The sequence below is a fragment of the Rhodanobacter sp. C01 genome, assembly GCF_002001045.1.
Taxonomy (GTDB): domain Bacteria; phylum Pseudomonadota; class Gammaproteobacteria; order Xanthomonadales; family Rhodanobacteraceae; genus Rhodanobacter.
Map to the genome: position 1 here is coordinate 407,443 of NZ_MUNR01000014.1, position 14,574 is coordinate 422,016.

Annotated in this window: 13 protein-coding genes and 5 tRNA genes; all 18 read left to right on the plus strand. The window is 62.4% G+C overall.

Going from position 1 to position 14,574, the window contains the following annotated elements; translation table 11 throughout:
• Positions 1–80 precede the first annotated feature (80 nt).
• Positions 81–157 (plus strand) — tRNA-Gln (locus B0E50_RS15955).
• A gap of 51 nt (positions 158–208) precedes the next feature.
• Entirely contained in the window at positions 209–1,150 is a 942-nt protein-coding gene (locus B0E50_RS15960) for a ribose-phosphate diphosphokinase (RefSeq protein WP_174575057.1), read from the plus strand.
• Positions 1,151–1,295: 145 nt separating this feature from the next.
• Positions 1,296–1,967, plus strand: coding sequence for a 50S ribosomal protein L25/general stress protein Ctc (locus tag B0E50_RS15965; protein WP_077442320.1), 672 nt, complete (start codon positions 1,296–1,298; stop codon positions 1,965–1,967).
• A 54-nt stretch (positions 1,968–2,021) separates the two neighbouring features.
• Complete coding sequence (gene pth, locus B0E50_RS15970) at positions 2,022–2,609, plus strand: aminoacyl-tRNA hydrolase (RefSeq protein ID WP_077442321.1); 588 nt, start codon at positions 2,022–2,024, stop codon at positions 2,607–2,609.
• A gap of 73 nt (positions 2,610–2,682) precedes the next feature.
• The gene (gene ychF / locus B0E50_RS15975) at positions 2,683–3,771 is read left to right on the plus strand and encodes a redox-regulated ATPase YchF (RefSeq protein WP_077442322.1); all 1,089 of its coding nucleotides are present in this window, start codon (positions 2,683–2,685) and stop codon (positions 3,769–3,771) included.
• Positions 3,772–4,046: 275 nt separating this feature from the next.
• On the plus strand, positions 4,047–4,535 hold the full coding sequence (locus tag B0E50_RS15980) for an acyl-CoA thioesterase (protein WP_077442323.1): 489 nt from the start codon (positions 4,047–4,049) through the stop codon (positions 4,533–4,535).
• A 93-nt stretch (positions 4,536–4,628) separates the two neighbouring features.
• Positions 4,629–4,714, plus strand: a tRNA-Tyr gene (locus B0E50_RS15985).
• 18 nt (positions 4,715–4,732) lie between these two features.
• Positions 4,733–4,806, plus strand: a tRNA-Gly gene (locus tag B0E50_RS15990).
• Between the two features lie 121 nt (positions 4,807–4,927).
• A tRNA-Thr gene (locus tag B0E50_RS15995) sits at positions 4,928–5,003 on the plus strand.
• 84 nt (positions 5,004–5,087) lie between these two features.
• Positions 5,088–6,278: an elongation factor Tu gene (tuf, locus tag B0E50_RS16000; protein ID WP_077442324.1), complete on the plus strand. Its 1,191-nt coding sequence runs from the start codon at positions 5,088–5,090 to the stop codon at positions 6,276–6,278.
• 131 nt (positions 6,279–6,409) lie between these two features.
• Positions 6,410–6,485, plus strand: a tRNA-Trp gene (locus B0E50_RS16005).
• 81 nt (positions 6,486–6,566) lie between these two features.
• Positions 6,567–6,962, plus strand: a complete 396-nt coding sequence (gene secE, locus B0E50_RS16010) for a preprotein translocase subunit SecE (protein ID WP_077442325.1) — start codon at positions 6,567–6,569, stop codon at positions 6,960–6,962.
• A gap of 7 nt (positions 6,963–6,969) precedes the next feature.
• The gene (gene nusG / locus B0E50_RS16015; RefSeq protein WP_077442649.1) at positions 6,970–7,530 is read left to right on the plus strand and encodes a transcription termination/antitermination protein NusG; all 561 of its coding nucleotides are present in this window, start codon (positions 6,970–6,972) and stop codon (positions 7,528–7,530) included.
• A gap of 197 nt (positions 7,531–7,727) precedes the next feature.
• Positions 7,728–8,156, plus strand: a complete 429-nt coding sequence (gene rplK, locus B0E50_RS16020; protein ID WP_077442326.1) for a 50S ribosomal protein L11 — start codon at positions 7,728–7,730, stop codon at positions 8,154–8,156.
• A 3-nt stretch (positions 8,157–8,159) separates the two neighbouring features.
• A complete protein-coding gene (gene rplA / locus B0E50_RS16025; RefSeq protein ID WP_077442327.1) occupies positions 8,160–8,867 on the plus strand; it encodes a 50S ribosomal protein L1 in 708 nt (235 codons plus the stop codon).
• Between the two features lie 353 nt (positions 8,868–9,220).
• Complete coding sequence (rplJ, locus tag B0E50_RS16030) at positions 9,221–9,754, plus strand: 50S ribosomal protein L10 (RefSeq protein WP_077442328.1); 534 nt, start codon at positions 9,221–9,223, stop codon at positions 9,752–9,754.
• Positions 9,755–9,801: 47 nt separating this feature from the next.
• Positions 9,802–10,170, plus strand: coding sequence for a 50S ribosomal protein L7/L12 (gene rplL / locus B0E50_RS16035; RefSeq protein WP_077442329.1), 369 nt, complete (start codon positions 9,802–9,804; stop codon positions 10,168–10,170).
• 238 nt (positions 10,171–10,408) lie between these two features.
• Positions 10,409–14,569, plus strand: a complete 4,161-nt coding sequence (rpoB, locus tag B0E50_RS16040) for a DNA-directed RNA polymerase subunit beta (RefSeq protein WP_077442650.1) — start codon at positions 10,409–10,411, stop codon at positions 14,567–14,569.
• Positions 14,570–14,574: the final 5 nt, after the last annotated feature.

The following is a 14,574-nucleotide window of genomic DNA, read 5'->3' on the forward strand; positions in this document are numbered from 1 at the left end:
TACGGACGGCATACTGAAAAGCGACAGCTGCTGGTTGCATGGCAGCGGTCGGCAGATACAGGTACAAGCGAACAAGATACTGGGGCGTCGCCAAGCTGGTTAAGGCACGGGATTTTGATTCCCGCATACGCAGGTTCGAATCCTGCCGCCCCAGCCACTCATGCTGGTCATTGGTTTCGAGGAAATCACCGTGGACACGTCCACCCCGATGATGTTGTTTACCGGTAACGCCCATCGCGTTCTGGCCGAGGATGTCGCCCACCGCCTGGGCGTGCCGCTCGGCAAGGCGCTGGTCGGCACGTTCAGCGACGGCGAAGTACAGATCGAGATCGAGGAAAACGTCCGCCGCCAGGAAGTGTTCGTGCTGCAGCCGACCGGGGCGCCGAGCGCGGTCAACCTGTTCGAGCTGCTGGCGCTGACCGATGCGCTCAAGCGTGCCTCGGCCGCCAGCGTCACGGCGGTGATTCCGTACTTCGGTTATGCCCGGCAGGATCGTCGCCCGCGTTCGGCGCGCGTGCCGATCACCGCCAAGCTGGCTGCGAGGATGATCGGTGCCGCCGGTGTCGACCGGGTGCTGACGGTCGACCTGCACGCCGACCAGATCCAGGGTTTCTTCGATCTTCCGGTCGACAACGTGTATGCGTCGCCGGTGTTGCTGGCCGACATCTGGCGCAACCACAGCATGGACGACCTGATCGTGGTGAGTCCGGACGTGGGTGGCGTGGTGCGCGCGCGGGCGATCGCCAAGCGGCTGGATGATGCCGATCTGGCGATCATCGACAAGCGCCGGCCGCGCGCGAACGTGTCCACCGTGATGAACATCATCGGTGACGTGGACGGCAAGACCTGCGTGATGGTCGACGACATCGTCGACACCGCCGGTACGTTGTGTGCGGCAGCGGCGGCGCTGAAGGAACGCGGCGCACGCAAGGTGGTCGCCTACTGCGTGCACCCGGTGCTGTCGGGCGCGGCGATCAGCAATATCGAAGGCTCCCAGCTCGACCAGCTGGTGGTCACCAACACCTTGCCGCTGCGTCCGGAAGCGTTGGCCTGTGCGAAAATCCGCCAGCTGTCCGTCGCCGAGCTGCTGGCGGAAACCATTCGCCGGATCGCCTTCGGCGAGTCGGTGAGTTCGCTGTACGTGGATTGATTTTGAAAGTCCGCCCAGGACGGGCGGTTTTGATGTTCAGCTTTTCGCGGCATGGATGCTGCGTGGAAGTAACGGACTTTTCTGGTCGCGGGAAAGTCATTCGACCGCTGCGAAGCGGTTACTACCAACCTAAGGCAGTACTGAAATGATCAAGACTCATGAAATCAAGGCGCAGAGCCGCAAGGACGAGGGGAAAGGTGCGAGCCGCCGCCTGCGTCATGCGAGCTTCGTGCCTGCCGTTGTCTACGGTGCCGGTCAGGCTCCGCAGAGCATCCAGATCGAGCACAACACCATCCTGCTCGCCGCCAAGCACGAGTGGTTCTTCTCCTCGGTGCTCGACCTGAACGTCGATGGCAGCGTGCAGAAGGTGTTGGTGCGCGACTGGCAGAAGCATCCGTTCAAGCAGCTGATGATGCACATGGACTTCCTGCGCGTGAACGAGAACGAGGCGATCCGCGTCAGCGTGCCGCTGCACTTCCTGAACCAGGAGAAATCGGCTGCCGGCAAGACCTCCGGCGTGGTGATCTCGCACAACCTGACGGAAGTGGAAATCTCCTGCCTGCCGAAGGATCTGCCCGAGTTCATCGAGCTGGATCTGGCTGATCTGAAGCCGGGCGACATCGTCCACCTGTCGCAGCTGAAGCTGCCGGCGAACGTCGAGATCGTTGCCCTGCACCTGGGTGAGAGCCACGACATTGCCGTGGTTACGGCGAACACCGTGCAGGAAGAAGTCGATGCTGCTCCGGCCGAGGGTGAGGCTGCTCCGGCAGCTGCTGCTCCGGCAGCCGCGCCGGCCAAGAAGGACGACAAGAAGTAAGCCGCGACGGCCCGCGCTCCCACCGAGTGCGGGCCGCCACTGCTGCTTGTCCGCATGGCTGGTTTGCGACTCATTGTCGGGCTGGGCAATCCCGGTGCCGAATATCTCAGAACCCGGCACAACGCCGGGTTCTGGTTTGTGGATGCATTGGCCAGCGGGCAGGGCGAGCGCTTCGGTTTCGACGGCAAATTGCACGGCGAAACCTGCAAGGTGCGCATCGGCGGCGAACCGGTATGGCTGCTCAAGCCGGCCACTTTCATGAACAAGAGCGGCATCGCCGTGGTTTCGGCGCTGCGCTATTACAAGATCGAACCGGATGAATGCCTTATCGCGCATGACGATCTGGACCTGCCGGCCGGTACCGTGCGGATGAAGTTCGACGGCGGCCACGGCGGTCAGAACGGCCTGCGCGACACCATGGCGCATCTGGGTCATGGCAAGTTCCATCGCCTGCGCATGGGCATTGGCCATCCCGGCCATCGCGATCAGGTCACGCCGTGGGTGCTCGGTCGCCCATCCGCGCAGGACGAGGGCGCGATCCTCGACGGCATTGCGCGCGCACTGGACGTGCTGCCGCTGGCGGTGGCTGGCCAGTTCGACAAGGCGATGCAGCAGCTGCACACGACGGGAAGTCGGGAATAGGACTGCGGGAGTCGTTGAGCCCGCACTGCTGTTCCGATTTTCCACTCACGCTATATTTTCCGGATTCAAAGCCATGGGCATCAAATGCGGCATCGTCGGTCTGCCTAACGTCGGCAAGTCCACCCTGTTCAATGCGCTGACCAAGGCAGGCATCGCCGCGGCGAACTTCCCGTTCTGCACGATCGAGCCGAACGTCGGCGTGGTGCCTGTGCCGGATCCGCGCCTCGGCGCGCTGGCCGCCATCGTCAATCCGCAGAAGGTGATTCCGACCGCGGTGGAGTTCGTCGACATCGCCGGCCTGGTGGCCGGTGCGTCGAAGGGCGAGGGGCTGGGCAACAAATTCCTGGCGCATATCCGCGAGGTGGATGCGATTGCCCATGTGGTGCGCTGCTTCGAGGGCGACGTGATCCATGTCGCCGGCAAGATCGACCCGATCGCCGACATCGAGACGATCGACACCGAACTGGCGCTTGCTGACCTTGAGTCGGTGGACAAGGCGCTGAACCGCGCCGAGCGTGCAGCCAAGGCGAACGACAAGGAGGCGCTGGCCAGGAAGCCAGTGCTGCAGAAACTGTCGGCCGGTCTCAACGAGGGCAAGTCCGCGCGCAGCCTCGGTCTCGACGAGGAGGAAAGGGCGCTGGTGCGCGACCTGTTCCTGCTCACCCTGAAGCCGCTGATGTACATCGCCAACGTCGCCGACGATGGTTTCGAGAACAATCCGCTGCTTGACGCGGTGCGCGCCCGCGCTGTCACCGAGGGCGCCGAGGTGGTACCGGTGTGCGCTGCGATCGAAGAGGAAATGGCGCAGCTGGAAGACGCCGACCGCGACGAGTTCCTGAAGGACATGGGTCTCGACGAACCGGGCCTGAACCGGGTGATCCGCGCCGGCTACAAGCTGCTCGACCTGCAGACCTACTTCACCGCGGGCGTCAAGGAAGTGCGCGCCTGGACGATCAAGCGCGGCTTCACCGGGCCGCAGGCTGCTGGCGTGATCCATACCGACTTCGAGCGCGGCTTCATCCGCGCCGAGACGATCAGCTACGACGACTTCATCCAGTACAAGGGCGAAGCCGGTGCTGGCGCGGCGGGCCGGCTGCGCAAGGAAGGCAAGGATTACATCGTCAAGGATGGTGACGTGCTGCACTTCCTGTTCAACGTCTGAGCACTTTCAAGCGAGATGTCCGAAAGCCCCGCCATGACGGGGCTTTTTCATGGAAATCCCGACCAGACTTGCAGGAACTGGAAACTTGCAACAAGAAATGACTTGCCTCGGCCCGGATTACGCGTTTGCGCGTCGATGCTGGCGATGCACGCGTCGCTGGCACCCTGGATCGGCACATGGGTTGGTCTCGGGCGCGGCTGGAAGTTTTCCTGCCGTCAACGTGGCGCAAGCGGGCATAATGACGGTTCCATCCTGATGAATCCGCCGGAGTCCACATGCCAGGTCAGCAGAGCGAAGTGACCTTTCGGTTTCTCGCCGAGCCCACCGACGTCAATTTTGGTGGCAAGGTGCATGGCGGCATGGTGATGAAGTGGATCGACCAGGCCGGCTATGCCTGTGCGGTGGGCTGGAGCGGGGCGTATTGCGTTACTGCCTCGGTCAGCGGCATCCAGTTCGTGGCGCCGATCCTGATCGGCGATCTGGTCACGGTACGTGCGCGGCTGATCCATACCGGCACCAGCAGCATGCACATGGCGGTCGACGTGCTGGCGCGCGATCTGCGCAATGACGAGCATCGGCTGGCCACCAGTTGCGTGATGGTGTTCGTGGCGCTGGACCGTCCGGACGGCAAGCCCACCCCGGTGCCGCACTGGGAGCCACGCGACGACGGCGAGCGGCAACTGCAGGCGCAGGCGAAACAGTTGCTTGAGCTGTCCAAGGGAATGGAGAAGCTGGTCGACCTGCGCGCCGCATCATTGGGCTGAAATGGGTGCCGGAAATTCACTCCGACCTGCCGATTTGACGTCGTTAGGTGTTGACAGTTTGGGGCCCGATCCACACAATACGCGTTCTTTGTTGGAGGGATACCCAAGCGGCCAACGGGGGCAGACTGTAAATCTGCTGGCTTACGCCTTCGGTGGTTCGAATCCACCTCCCTCCACCAGCAAGAGTTCCGCGCCGGGCGGGAGTAGTTCAATGGTAGAACATCAGTTTTCCAAACTGATTACGCGGGTTCGATTCCCGCCTTCCGCTCCATTGCGCTGCAAGTGCCAGGTGCTGTTGATCGAAGCAATTGCTGCATAGATCGACGCTTTTTGAATTGTCCGGCATGGATGCTGGTTCGTTCTTTGCCATCATGGAGGATGGCTAAAACTTTGCTCATGTAGCTCAGTCGGTAGAGCACTTCCTTGGTAAGGAAGAGGTCACAGGTTCGATTCCTGTTATGAGCACCATTTCATTCGGCCATCATGATGGATGGTCAGCCCCGCAAGGGCGGGTTTCTTCCAATTGATTGACTCCATCGGGATTTAGCGCGCATGGCAAAGGGTAAATTCGAACGCACCAAGCCGCACGTGAACGTGGGCACGATTGGTCACGTGGACCACGGCAAGACGACGCTGACGGCGGCGCTGACGAAGGTCGGTGCGGAACGGTTTGGTGGCGAGTTCAAGGATTACAGCTCGATCGACGCAGCGCCGGAAGAGAAGGCGCGCGGCATCACGATCTCGACCGCCCACGTGGAATACGAGTCGCCGGTGCGCCATTACGCGCATGTGGACTGCCCGGGCCATGCCGACTACGTGAAGAACATGATCACGGGTGCGGCGCAGATGGACGGTGCGATCCTGGTGTGCTCGGCCGCGGACGGCCCGATGCCGCAGACGCGCGAACACATCCTGCTGAGCCGTCAGGTGGGCGTGCCGTACATCGTGGTCTTCCTGAACAAGGCGGACATGGTGGACGACGCCGAGCTGCTCGAGCTGGTCGAGATGGAAGTGCGCGAGTTGCTCTCCAAGTACGAGTTCCCGGGCGACGACACCCCGATCATCCAGGGTTCGGCCAAGCTGGCGCTGGAAGGCGACCAGAGCGAGATTGGCGTGCCGGCGATCATCAAGCTGGTCGATGCGCTGGACAGCTACATCCCGGAGCCGGTGCGCACGATCGACAAGCCGTTCCTGATGCCGGTGGAAGACGTGTTCTCGATCTCGGGCCGCGGCACCGTGGTGACCGGTCGTATCGAGCGCGGCATCATCAAGGTTGGCGACGAAATCGAAGTGGTCGGTATCCGCGACACGCAGAAGACCACGGTCACCGGCGTGGAAATGTTCCGCAAGCTGCTGGACCAGGGTCAGGCAGGCGACAACGCCGGTCTGCTGCTGCGCGGCCTGAAGCGTGACGACGTGGAGCGTGGCCAGGTGCTGGCCAAGCCGGGCACGATCACCCCGCACACGGACTTCGAGGCTGAGGTGTATGTGCTGTCGAAGGACGAGGGTGGCCGTCATACGCCGTTCTTCAAGGGCTACCGTCCGCAGTTCTACTTCCGCACGACCGACGTGACCGGCGCTTGCCAGTTGCCGGAAGGCGTGGAGATGGTGATGCCGGGCGACAACGTGAAGATGGTGGTGAGCCTGATCCACCCGATCGCGATGGACGAAGGCCTGCGTTTCGCCATTCGCGAAGGCGGCCGCACCGTCGGCGCCGGTGTGGTGGCCAAGGTCATCAAGTAAACTGCTCTCATGAAAAGTCCGGCATGGATGCCGGTTTGACCCTTGTCGTCATGGAGGACGGCTAAAGCAAAAGTTCACGGGGCGAGCGGACTCAATGCCGCTCGCCATCGTGTTTGAAGTTCAAGTCATGTACGCCAGTAGCTCAATTGGCAGAGCAGCGGTCTCCAAAACCGCAGGTTGGGGGTTCAAGTCCCTCCTGGCGTGCCACTCCCCGAGGATCGAGACGGGTGACGATGGCAACGCCGACCGCAAGGCACGGCATGCTGCTGGCATCCGATCACTTAGTGCATGAATACCAAGGCAGAACAGCCCAAGGGCACGAACGCCGCCGACATCGGCAAGCTGGTACTGGCGGGGCTGGTGCTGATTGCCGGTATCGTCGCCTATTCCTGGTTCGGCAGGGACGGCAGCATATCCGCGTCGGTGCGCCTGCTTGGCGTGCTGGCCGCACTGATCATCGCGCTGACGATTGCGGCGTTTACCGCGTTGGGACGCCGGGTGCGGAACTTCGTCGGCGAATCGCAGTTCGAAATGCGCAAGGTGGTCTGGCCGACCCGCGACGAAACGATCAAGACGACCGGTATCATCATCGTGGTGGTGATTGTCTTGTCGCTGCTGCTGGGTCTGATCGACCTGATCCTGAAGTCAGTCATTCTCGACTGGCTTCTGAAGCTGGGTGCCTGAGGTGAGCATGAGCAAGCGCTGGTATGTGGTGCACGCCTATTCGGGCTTCGAGAATCAGGTGAAGCGTTCTCTCGAGGAGCGTATCAAGCGCGCCGAGATGGAAGAGAAATTCGGCGAAGTGCTGGTGCCGACCGAGGAAGTGATCGAGATGCGCGGTGGCCAGAAGCGCCGCAGCGATCGCAAGTTCTTTCCCGGCTACGTGCTGGTGCAGATCGAGACGAATACCGAGGGCAAGGCGCCGCGGATCGACGACGAGTGCTGGCACCTGATCAAGGAAACCCCGAAAGTCATGGGTTTCATCGGTGGCACCGCCGATCGTCCGCTGCCAATCAAGGACAGCGAAGCCGATGCCATTCTCAGTCGTGTACGCGAGGGTGTCGAGAAGCCGAGGCCCAAGGTGTTGTTCGAGCCGGGCGAGATGGTTCGTGTTACCGAAGGGCCGTTCAACGATTTCAACGGCGTGGTCGAGGAAGTCAACTACGAGAAGAGCCGCCTGCGCGTCGCGGTGCTGATCTTCGGTCGGTCGACCCCGGTCGAGCTGGAATTCGGTCAGGTCGAGAAAGCCTGACCCCCTGCCGCAGGGCATCCTGGCACGGGGATTGCTGTCCGGCTGGCAAATCTCTATACTGCGCGGTTCACGCTGGATCATTTTCGATCCGGCGTGCCCGCGTTTCAGGATCCGCAAGAGGTGGATCCTTCCTTCCATCCACGGACTGGTGAACAGCGAGGAGCCGCAAGGCGCCTGGACTCGCGAGGAAAAATCCAATGGCAAAGAAAGTTGTCGGTTACATCAAGCTGCAGGTCAAGGCCGGTCAGGCCAACCCGTCGCCGCCGGTAGGTCCGGCGCTGGGTCAGCGCGGTCTGAACATCATGGAGTTCTGCAAGGCGTTCAATGCCGCCACGCAGAAGCTGGAGCCGGGTCTGCCGATTCCGACCATCATCACCGCGTACTCCGATCGCAGCTTCACCTTCATCACCAAGACCCCGCCCGCCACGATCCTTCTGAAGAAGGCTACCGGTGTCACCAAGGGTTCGCAGAAGCCGAATACCGACAAGGTCGGCAAGGTCACCCGCAAGCAGCTGGAAGATATTGCGAAGCAGAAGGAGCCTGATCTGACGGCTGCCGATCTCGACGCCGCGGTGCGCACCATTGCCGGTAGCGCCCGCAGCATGGGCCTTGTGGTGGAGGGTTAAGACATGGCAAAGCTCACGAAGCGTATGAAGTCGGCTCAGGCCGCAGTGCAGCCGGGCAAGTTCTATGGCCTGGAAGAAGCCTTGAAGATCGTCAAGGACAACGCCAAGGCAAAGTTCGCCGAGTCGGTGGACGTGGCTGTGCGTCTGGGCATCGACGCGAAGAAGTCCGACCAGGGCGTGCGTGGTTCCTCGCTGCTGCCGCACGGCACCGGCAAGACCGTCAAGGTTGCCGTGTTCTGCCCGCCGGGCGAGAAGGCTGAGGCCGCCAAGGCCGCCGGTGCCGACGCGGTCGGCATGGACGATCTGGCCGAGCGCATGCAGGCGGGTGATCTCGACTTCGGTCGGGTGATCGCCACGCCGGACGCGATGCGCGTGGTCGGCAAGCTCGGTCAGCTGCTCGGCCCGCGCGGCCTGATGCCGAATCCCAAGGACGGCTCGGTCACCGCCGACGTCGCCACGGCCGTCAAGAACGCCAAGGCCGGCCAGGTGAAGTTCCGCAACGACAAGGCGGGCATCGTCCACGCCACCATCGGCAAGGTCGGGTTCGAAGCCTCGCAGCTTGCCGATAACCTCAATACGCTGATCGCCGATCTGGTCAAGGCAAAGCCGTCGACGGCCAAGGGCGTGTTTCTGCAGAAGGTTGCACTGTCCAGCACGATGGGTGTCGGCGTTGCCGTCGATACCTCGTCGCTGACCATCGCGACCAAGTAAGGCTCAAGTCCCGCGCTGGCGAAATGCCGGTGCGGGCAGTTTTTGAAGGCAGTCCCGGCAACGCTTGAAGGTTTCCGGGACCGCCGTCAAAGACCGCAGGCGCGTTCAGCGCGCGACGACGACGGGCAGGGAGCTCGTGTTCGGCAAGGAATCGCCGTCGCCGCCAGCGGGATCGCTTAATCGGATTTCTCGCAAATCCGGCCTGCGCAGATGGTGTAGCCCCTTCTGGAATTGTTCGATTTGTTCTGGAAAGGCCACCACCCGGGACACCTTGTGTCCCCGACGTCACGGAAGGCGTCGCCCAGGACCGCAAGCGGCAGGAGCCGTGAGCGGAGTTCATTTGGAGGAGTGCAATGGCTCTCAATCTGTCTCAGAAGAAAGAAGTAGTCGCCGAACTGGCAGAGGTTGCCGCAAAGGCTCACTCCCTGGTCGCTGCCGAGTATGCGGGCACCACGGTCGAACAGATGACCGCGATGCGCAAGAAGGCTCGCGAAACCGGTGTGTACTTGAGAGTTGTCAAGAACACGCTGGCATCGCGCGCCGTGGCCGGTACCGAATTCGAGGTCGTCAAGGACGCCCTGGTCGGTCCGCTGCTGTACGCATTCTCGACGGAAGAGCCCGGCGCAGCCGGGCGTCTGATCAAGGAATTTGCCAAGGGCAACGACAAGCTGAAGGCGAAAGTCGTCTCGGTGGAAGGCAAGCTGCTGCCGGCTGCGCATGTCGACGTGCTGGCCTCGCTGCCGACCCGCGAACAGGCGCTGGCCATGCTGGCCCGCGTGCTGGCCGAGCCGGCCACGATGTTCGCCCGTGTCGTCAAGGCTGTGGCCGACAAGCAGGGTGGTGGCGAAGTCGCTGCCGAAGCCCCGGCCGAAGCCGAGCCCGCCTAAGTTCACCGTCTATTCAAACCGAATCCAATTTCCAGAGGTAAATGAAAATGTCCCTGACCAACGAACAGATCGTTGAAGCTGTCGCCGCCAAATCGCTCATGGAAGTGATGGACCTGGTGAAGGCCATCGAAGAGAAGTTTGGCGTGACCGCTGCTGCCCCGGTTGCCGTGGCCGGCCCGGCCGCTGCTGCCCCGGTTGCCGAAGCGCAGACCGAGTTCGACGTGATCCTGAAGAACGCCGGCGCCAAGAAGGTCGACGTGATCAAGGCCGTCCGCGCCATCACCGGCCTGGGCCTGAAGGAAGCCAAGGACCTCACCGAGGCCGGCGGCGTCCTGAAGGAAGCCGTGTCGAAGGAAGACGCCGACAAGTTCAAGAAGGAACTCGAAGCTGCCGGCGCCACGGTCGAACTGAAGTAATTGGCGCCCTTGCGCGTCGTCAGTTTGATCTAGCGTCAAGCAAGCCTGGGGGCGTGAGCCCCCGGGCTTTGCCTGCTTAGGCGCGAAAGAGTTGAGCGAGGAGGGGAATGGAGAATTGGGAATCGTCAGGCGATTCCACATTCTCGATTCCCAAATCCCCGGATTTGTGAACATCTGATTTTTCATTCAGCCGGTGTGTGCACCACCGGCGTCACTGCGAACCGAGGCGCTACCGATCATGGCCTACTCGTTTACCGAGAAGAAACGCATCCGCAAGGATTTTGGCAAGCGTCCGCCCGTACTGGGTGTGCCGAACCTGCTGACCATCCAGACTGATTCCTACCGGGAGTTTCTGCAGGAGCATGTCGCGCCCAAACAGCGCGGCGAGAAGGGTTTGCATGCGGCGCTGAAGTCGGTATTCCCGATTACCAGCTATTCGGGCAATGCCGCACTGGAGTATGTCGACTACCGTCTCGGCGAGCCGGCGTTCGACGAGCGCGAATGCCGCAACCGCGGCATGACCTACGGTGCGCCGCTGCGCACCACCGTGCGCCTGGTCATCTATGACAAGGACAGCCCGGCCTCGAAGAAGGTGGTCAAGTACATCAAGGAGCAGGAGGTCTACATGGGCGAGATTCCGCTCATGACCGACACCGGCACCTTCATCATCAACGGCACCGAGCGCGTGATCGTCTCGCAGCTGCATCGTTCGCCGGGCGTGTTCTTCGATCACGACCGCGGCAAGACGCACAGCTCGGGCAAGTTGCTGTTCTCGGCGCGCGTGATTCCTTACCGTGGTTCGTGGCTCGATTTCGAGTTCGACCCGAAGGACGCGCTGTTCACCCGTATCGATCGTCGCCGCAAACTGCCGGTCACCGTGCTGCTGCGCGCGCTCGGCTACAACAACGAAGAGATGCTGGGCATCTTCTTCGAGCACAACGTGTTCCACCTGGGCAAGAAGGGCGGCACCACGCTGGAGCTGGTGGCCGAACGCCTGCGCGGCGAGACGCTGAGCTTCGACCTGGCGATTGGCGGTACGGTGCTGGTGGAAGCCGGCAAGCGCATCACCGCGCGTCACGTGCGCCAGCTCGCGGCCGAGAACATCACCGCGCTGGAAGTGCCGGACGACTACCCGGTCGGCCGCATCCTCGCCACCGACATCGTCGATGCGAAGACCGGCGAACTGCTGGCCTCGGCGAATGACGAGATCACTGCCGAACAGCTGGAGAACTTCCGCAAGGCCGGTATCGAGACGGTGCCGACGCTGTACGTCAACGATCTCGATCGCGGCGCCTACATCTCGCACACCCTGCGCATTGACAACACCAAGACGCCGCTCGAGGCGCTGGTGGAAATCTATCGCATGATGCGTCCGGGCGAGCCGCCGACCAAGGATGCCGCACAGAACCTGTTCTTCAACCTGTTCTTCACCTTCGACCGCTACGACCTGTCGAGCGTGGGCCGGATGAAGTTCAACCGCCGCGTGGGCCGCAAGGAAATCCTCGGTCCGGGCGTGCTGTACGACCACAAGTACTTCAGCGAGCGCAAGGAAGAGGAGTCGCAGCGGCTGGTCCAGGAACAGGGCGTGACGTCCGATATCCTCGACGTGCTGAAGGTGCTGATCGACATCAAGAACGGCCATGGCACCGTCGACGACATCGACCACCTGGGCAACCGTCGCGTGCGTTCGGTGGGCGAGATGGCCGAAAACACCTTCCGCATCGGTCTGGTGCGCGTCGAGCGCGCGGTGCGCGAGCGCCTGTCGCTGGCCGAGGCTGATGGCCTGACCCCGCAGGATCTGATCAATGCCAAGCCGGTGGCGGCGGCAGTGAAGGAGTTCTTTGGCTCCTCGCAGCTGTCCCAGTTCATGGATCAGAACAATCCGCTGTCGGAAGTCACCCACAAGCGCCGTGTTTCGGCACTTGGACCGGGCGGCCTGACCCGCGAACGCGCCGGCTTCGAAGTGCGTGACGTGCATCCGACCCATTACGGCCGCGTCTGCACCATCGAAACGCCGGAAGGCCCGAACATCGGCCTGATCAACTCGCTCGCCGTGTACGCGCGCACGAATTCGTATGGCTTCCTCGAGACGCCGTACCGCAAGGTCGCCAACAGCAAGGTCACCGACAAGGTCGATTACCTGTCGGCGATCGAGGAAGGCGACCACGTGATCGCGCAGGCGAACTCGCCGCTCGACAAGCACGGCGGCTTCATCGAGGACTTCGTGTCCTGCCGTTTCCGTGGCGAATCCGAGCTGCGTCCGGCGTCCGAAGTCGACTACATGGACGTGTCGCCGATGCAGACCGTGTCGGTCGCCGCGGCGCTGGTGCCGTTCCTCGAGCACGACGATGCGAACCGCGCCCTGATGGGCGCGAACATGCAGCGCCAGGCCGTGCCGACCCTGCGTTCGCAGACCCCGCTGGTGGGTACCGGCATCGAGCGCGCGGTGGCGCGTGACTCCGGCGTCATCGTCTCCGCCAAGCGCGGCGGCGTGATCGACCAGGTCGATGCGGCGCGTATCGTGGTGCGCGTGAACGAGGAAGAGGTCGGCGACAACGATGCCGGCGTCGATATCTACACGCTGACCAAGTACACCCGCTCCAACCAGAACACCAACCTCAACCAGCGTCCGCTGGTGAACGTCGGTGACGTGGTTGCAAAGGGCGACACGCTGGCCGACGGTTCGTCGACCGATCTGGGTGAGCTCGCGCTCGGCCAGAACATGCTGATCGCGTTCATGCCGTGGAACGGCTACAACTTCGAAGACTCGATCCTGCTCTCCGAGCGCGTTGTGCAGGAAGACCGCTACACCTCGATCCACATCGAGGAGCTGTCCTGCATCGCGCGTGACACCAAGCTGGGCGCCGAGGAAATCACCGCCGACATCCCGAACGTGGGCGAGCAGGCGCTGGCGCGTCTGGACGAATCCGGCATCGTGTACATCGGTGCGGAAGTGAAGGCCGGCGACATCATGGTCGGCAAGGTCACGCCGAAGGGCGAGAGCCAGCTTACGCCGGAAGAGAAGCTGCTGCGTGCGATCTTCGGCGAGAAGGCGTCCGATGTTAAGGACAGCTCGCTGCGCGTGCCGCCGGGTATGGACGGCACCGTCATCGACGTGCAGGTGTTCACCCGCGACGGCATCGAGAAGGACAAGCGCGCCAAGCAGATCGAGGAAACCGAGGTCAAGCGGATCCGCAAGGATCTGGACGACCAGTTCCGCATCCTCGAAGGCGCGATCTACAGCCGCATGCGCACCCAGTTGCTCGGCAAGTCCGCGATGAGCGGTCCGGGCGGCCTGAAGCGTGGCACGGAAATCACCGATGCCTACCTCGACGGCCTGAAGAAGGACGATTGGTTCAAGATCAACGTCAAGGACGAGGAAGTCACCGAGTTCCTTGAGCGCGCGGCCGATCAGGTCAAGCGCCACAAGGAGGAGTTCGACAAGCGTTTCAAGGAGAAGCAGGGCAAGATCACCCAGGGCGACGATCTTGCACCGGGCGTGCTCAAGATGGTCAAGGTGTTCCTGGCCGTGAAGCGCCGCATCCAGCCGGGCGACAAGATGGCTGGTCGTCACGGCAACAAGGGTGTGGTCTCGAACGTGGTGCCGGTGGAAGACATGCCGTACTCCGCTGACGGTGTGCCGGTCGACATCGTGCTGAACCCGCTGGGCGTGCCTTCGCGCATGAACATCGGGCAGATTCTGGAAGTGCATCTGGGCTGGGCCGCCAAGGGCCTGGGCAAGAAGATCCAGAAGATGCTCGAGGCGCAGGAGAAGGTCGCCAAGATCCGCGAGTTCCTCGACCAGATCTACAACAGCCACGTGGCCGGTGCCGTGCAGCACGTCGACCTGAAGTCGCTTACCGACAAGGAGATCTTCACCCTCGCCACCAATCTGCAGGAAGGCGTGCCGATGGCGACGCCGGTGTTCGACGGTGCGGAAGAGACCGAGATCAAGGCGATGCTGAAGCTGGCGGATCTGCCCGAGTCGGGTCAGACCATGCTGTATGACGGTCGCACCGGCGAGGCGTTCGATCGCCCGGTCACCGTGGGCTACATGCACTACCTCAAGCTCAATCATCTGGTCGACGACAAGATGCATGCGCGTTCCACCGGTCCGTACTCGCTGGTCACCCAGCAGCCGTTGGGCGGCAAGGCGCAGTTCGGTGGTCAGCGCTTCGGCGAGATGGAAGTGTGGGCGCTGGAAGCCTACGGCGCGGCTTACACCCTGCAGGAAATGCTGACGGTGAAGTCCGATGACGTGCAGGGCCGCAACCAGATGTACAAGAACATTGTCGACGGCAACCACGAGATGTCGGCCGGCATGCCGGAATCCTTCAACGTGCTGGTGAAGGAAATCCGCTCGCTTGCCATCAACATCGATCTGGAAGAGATCAAGTGATCCGC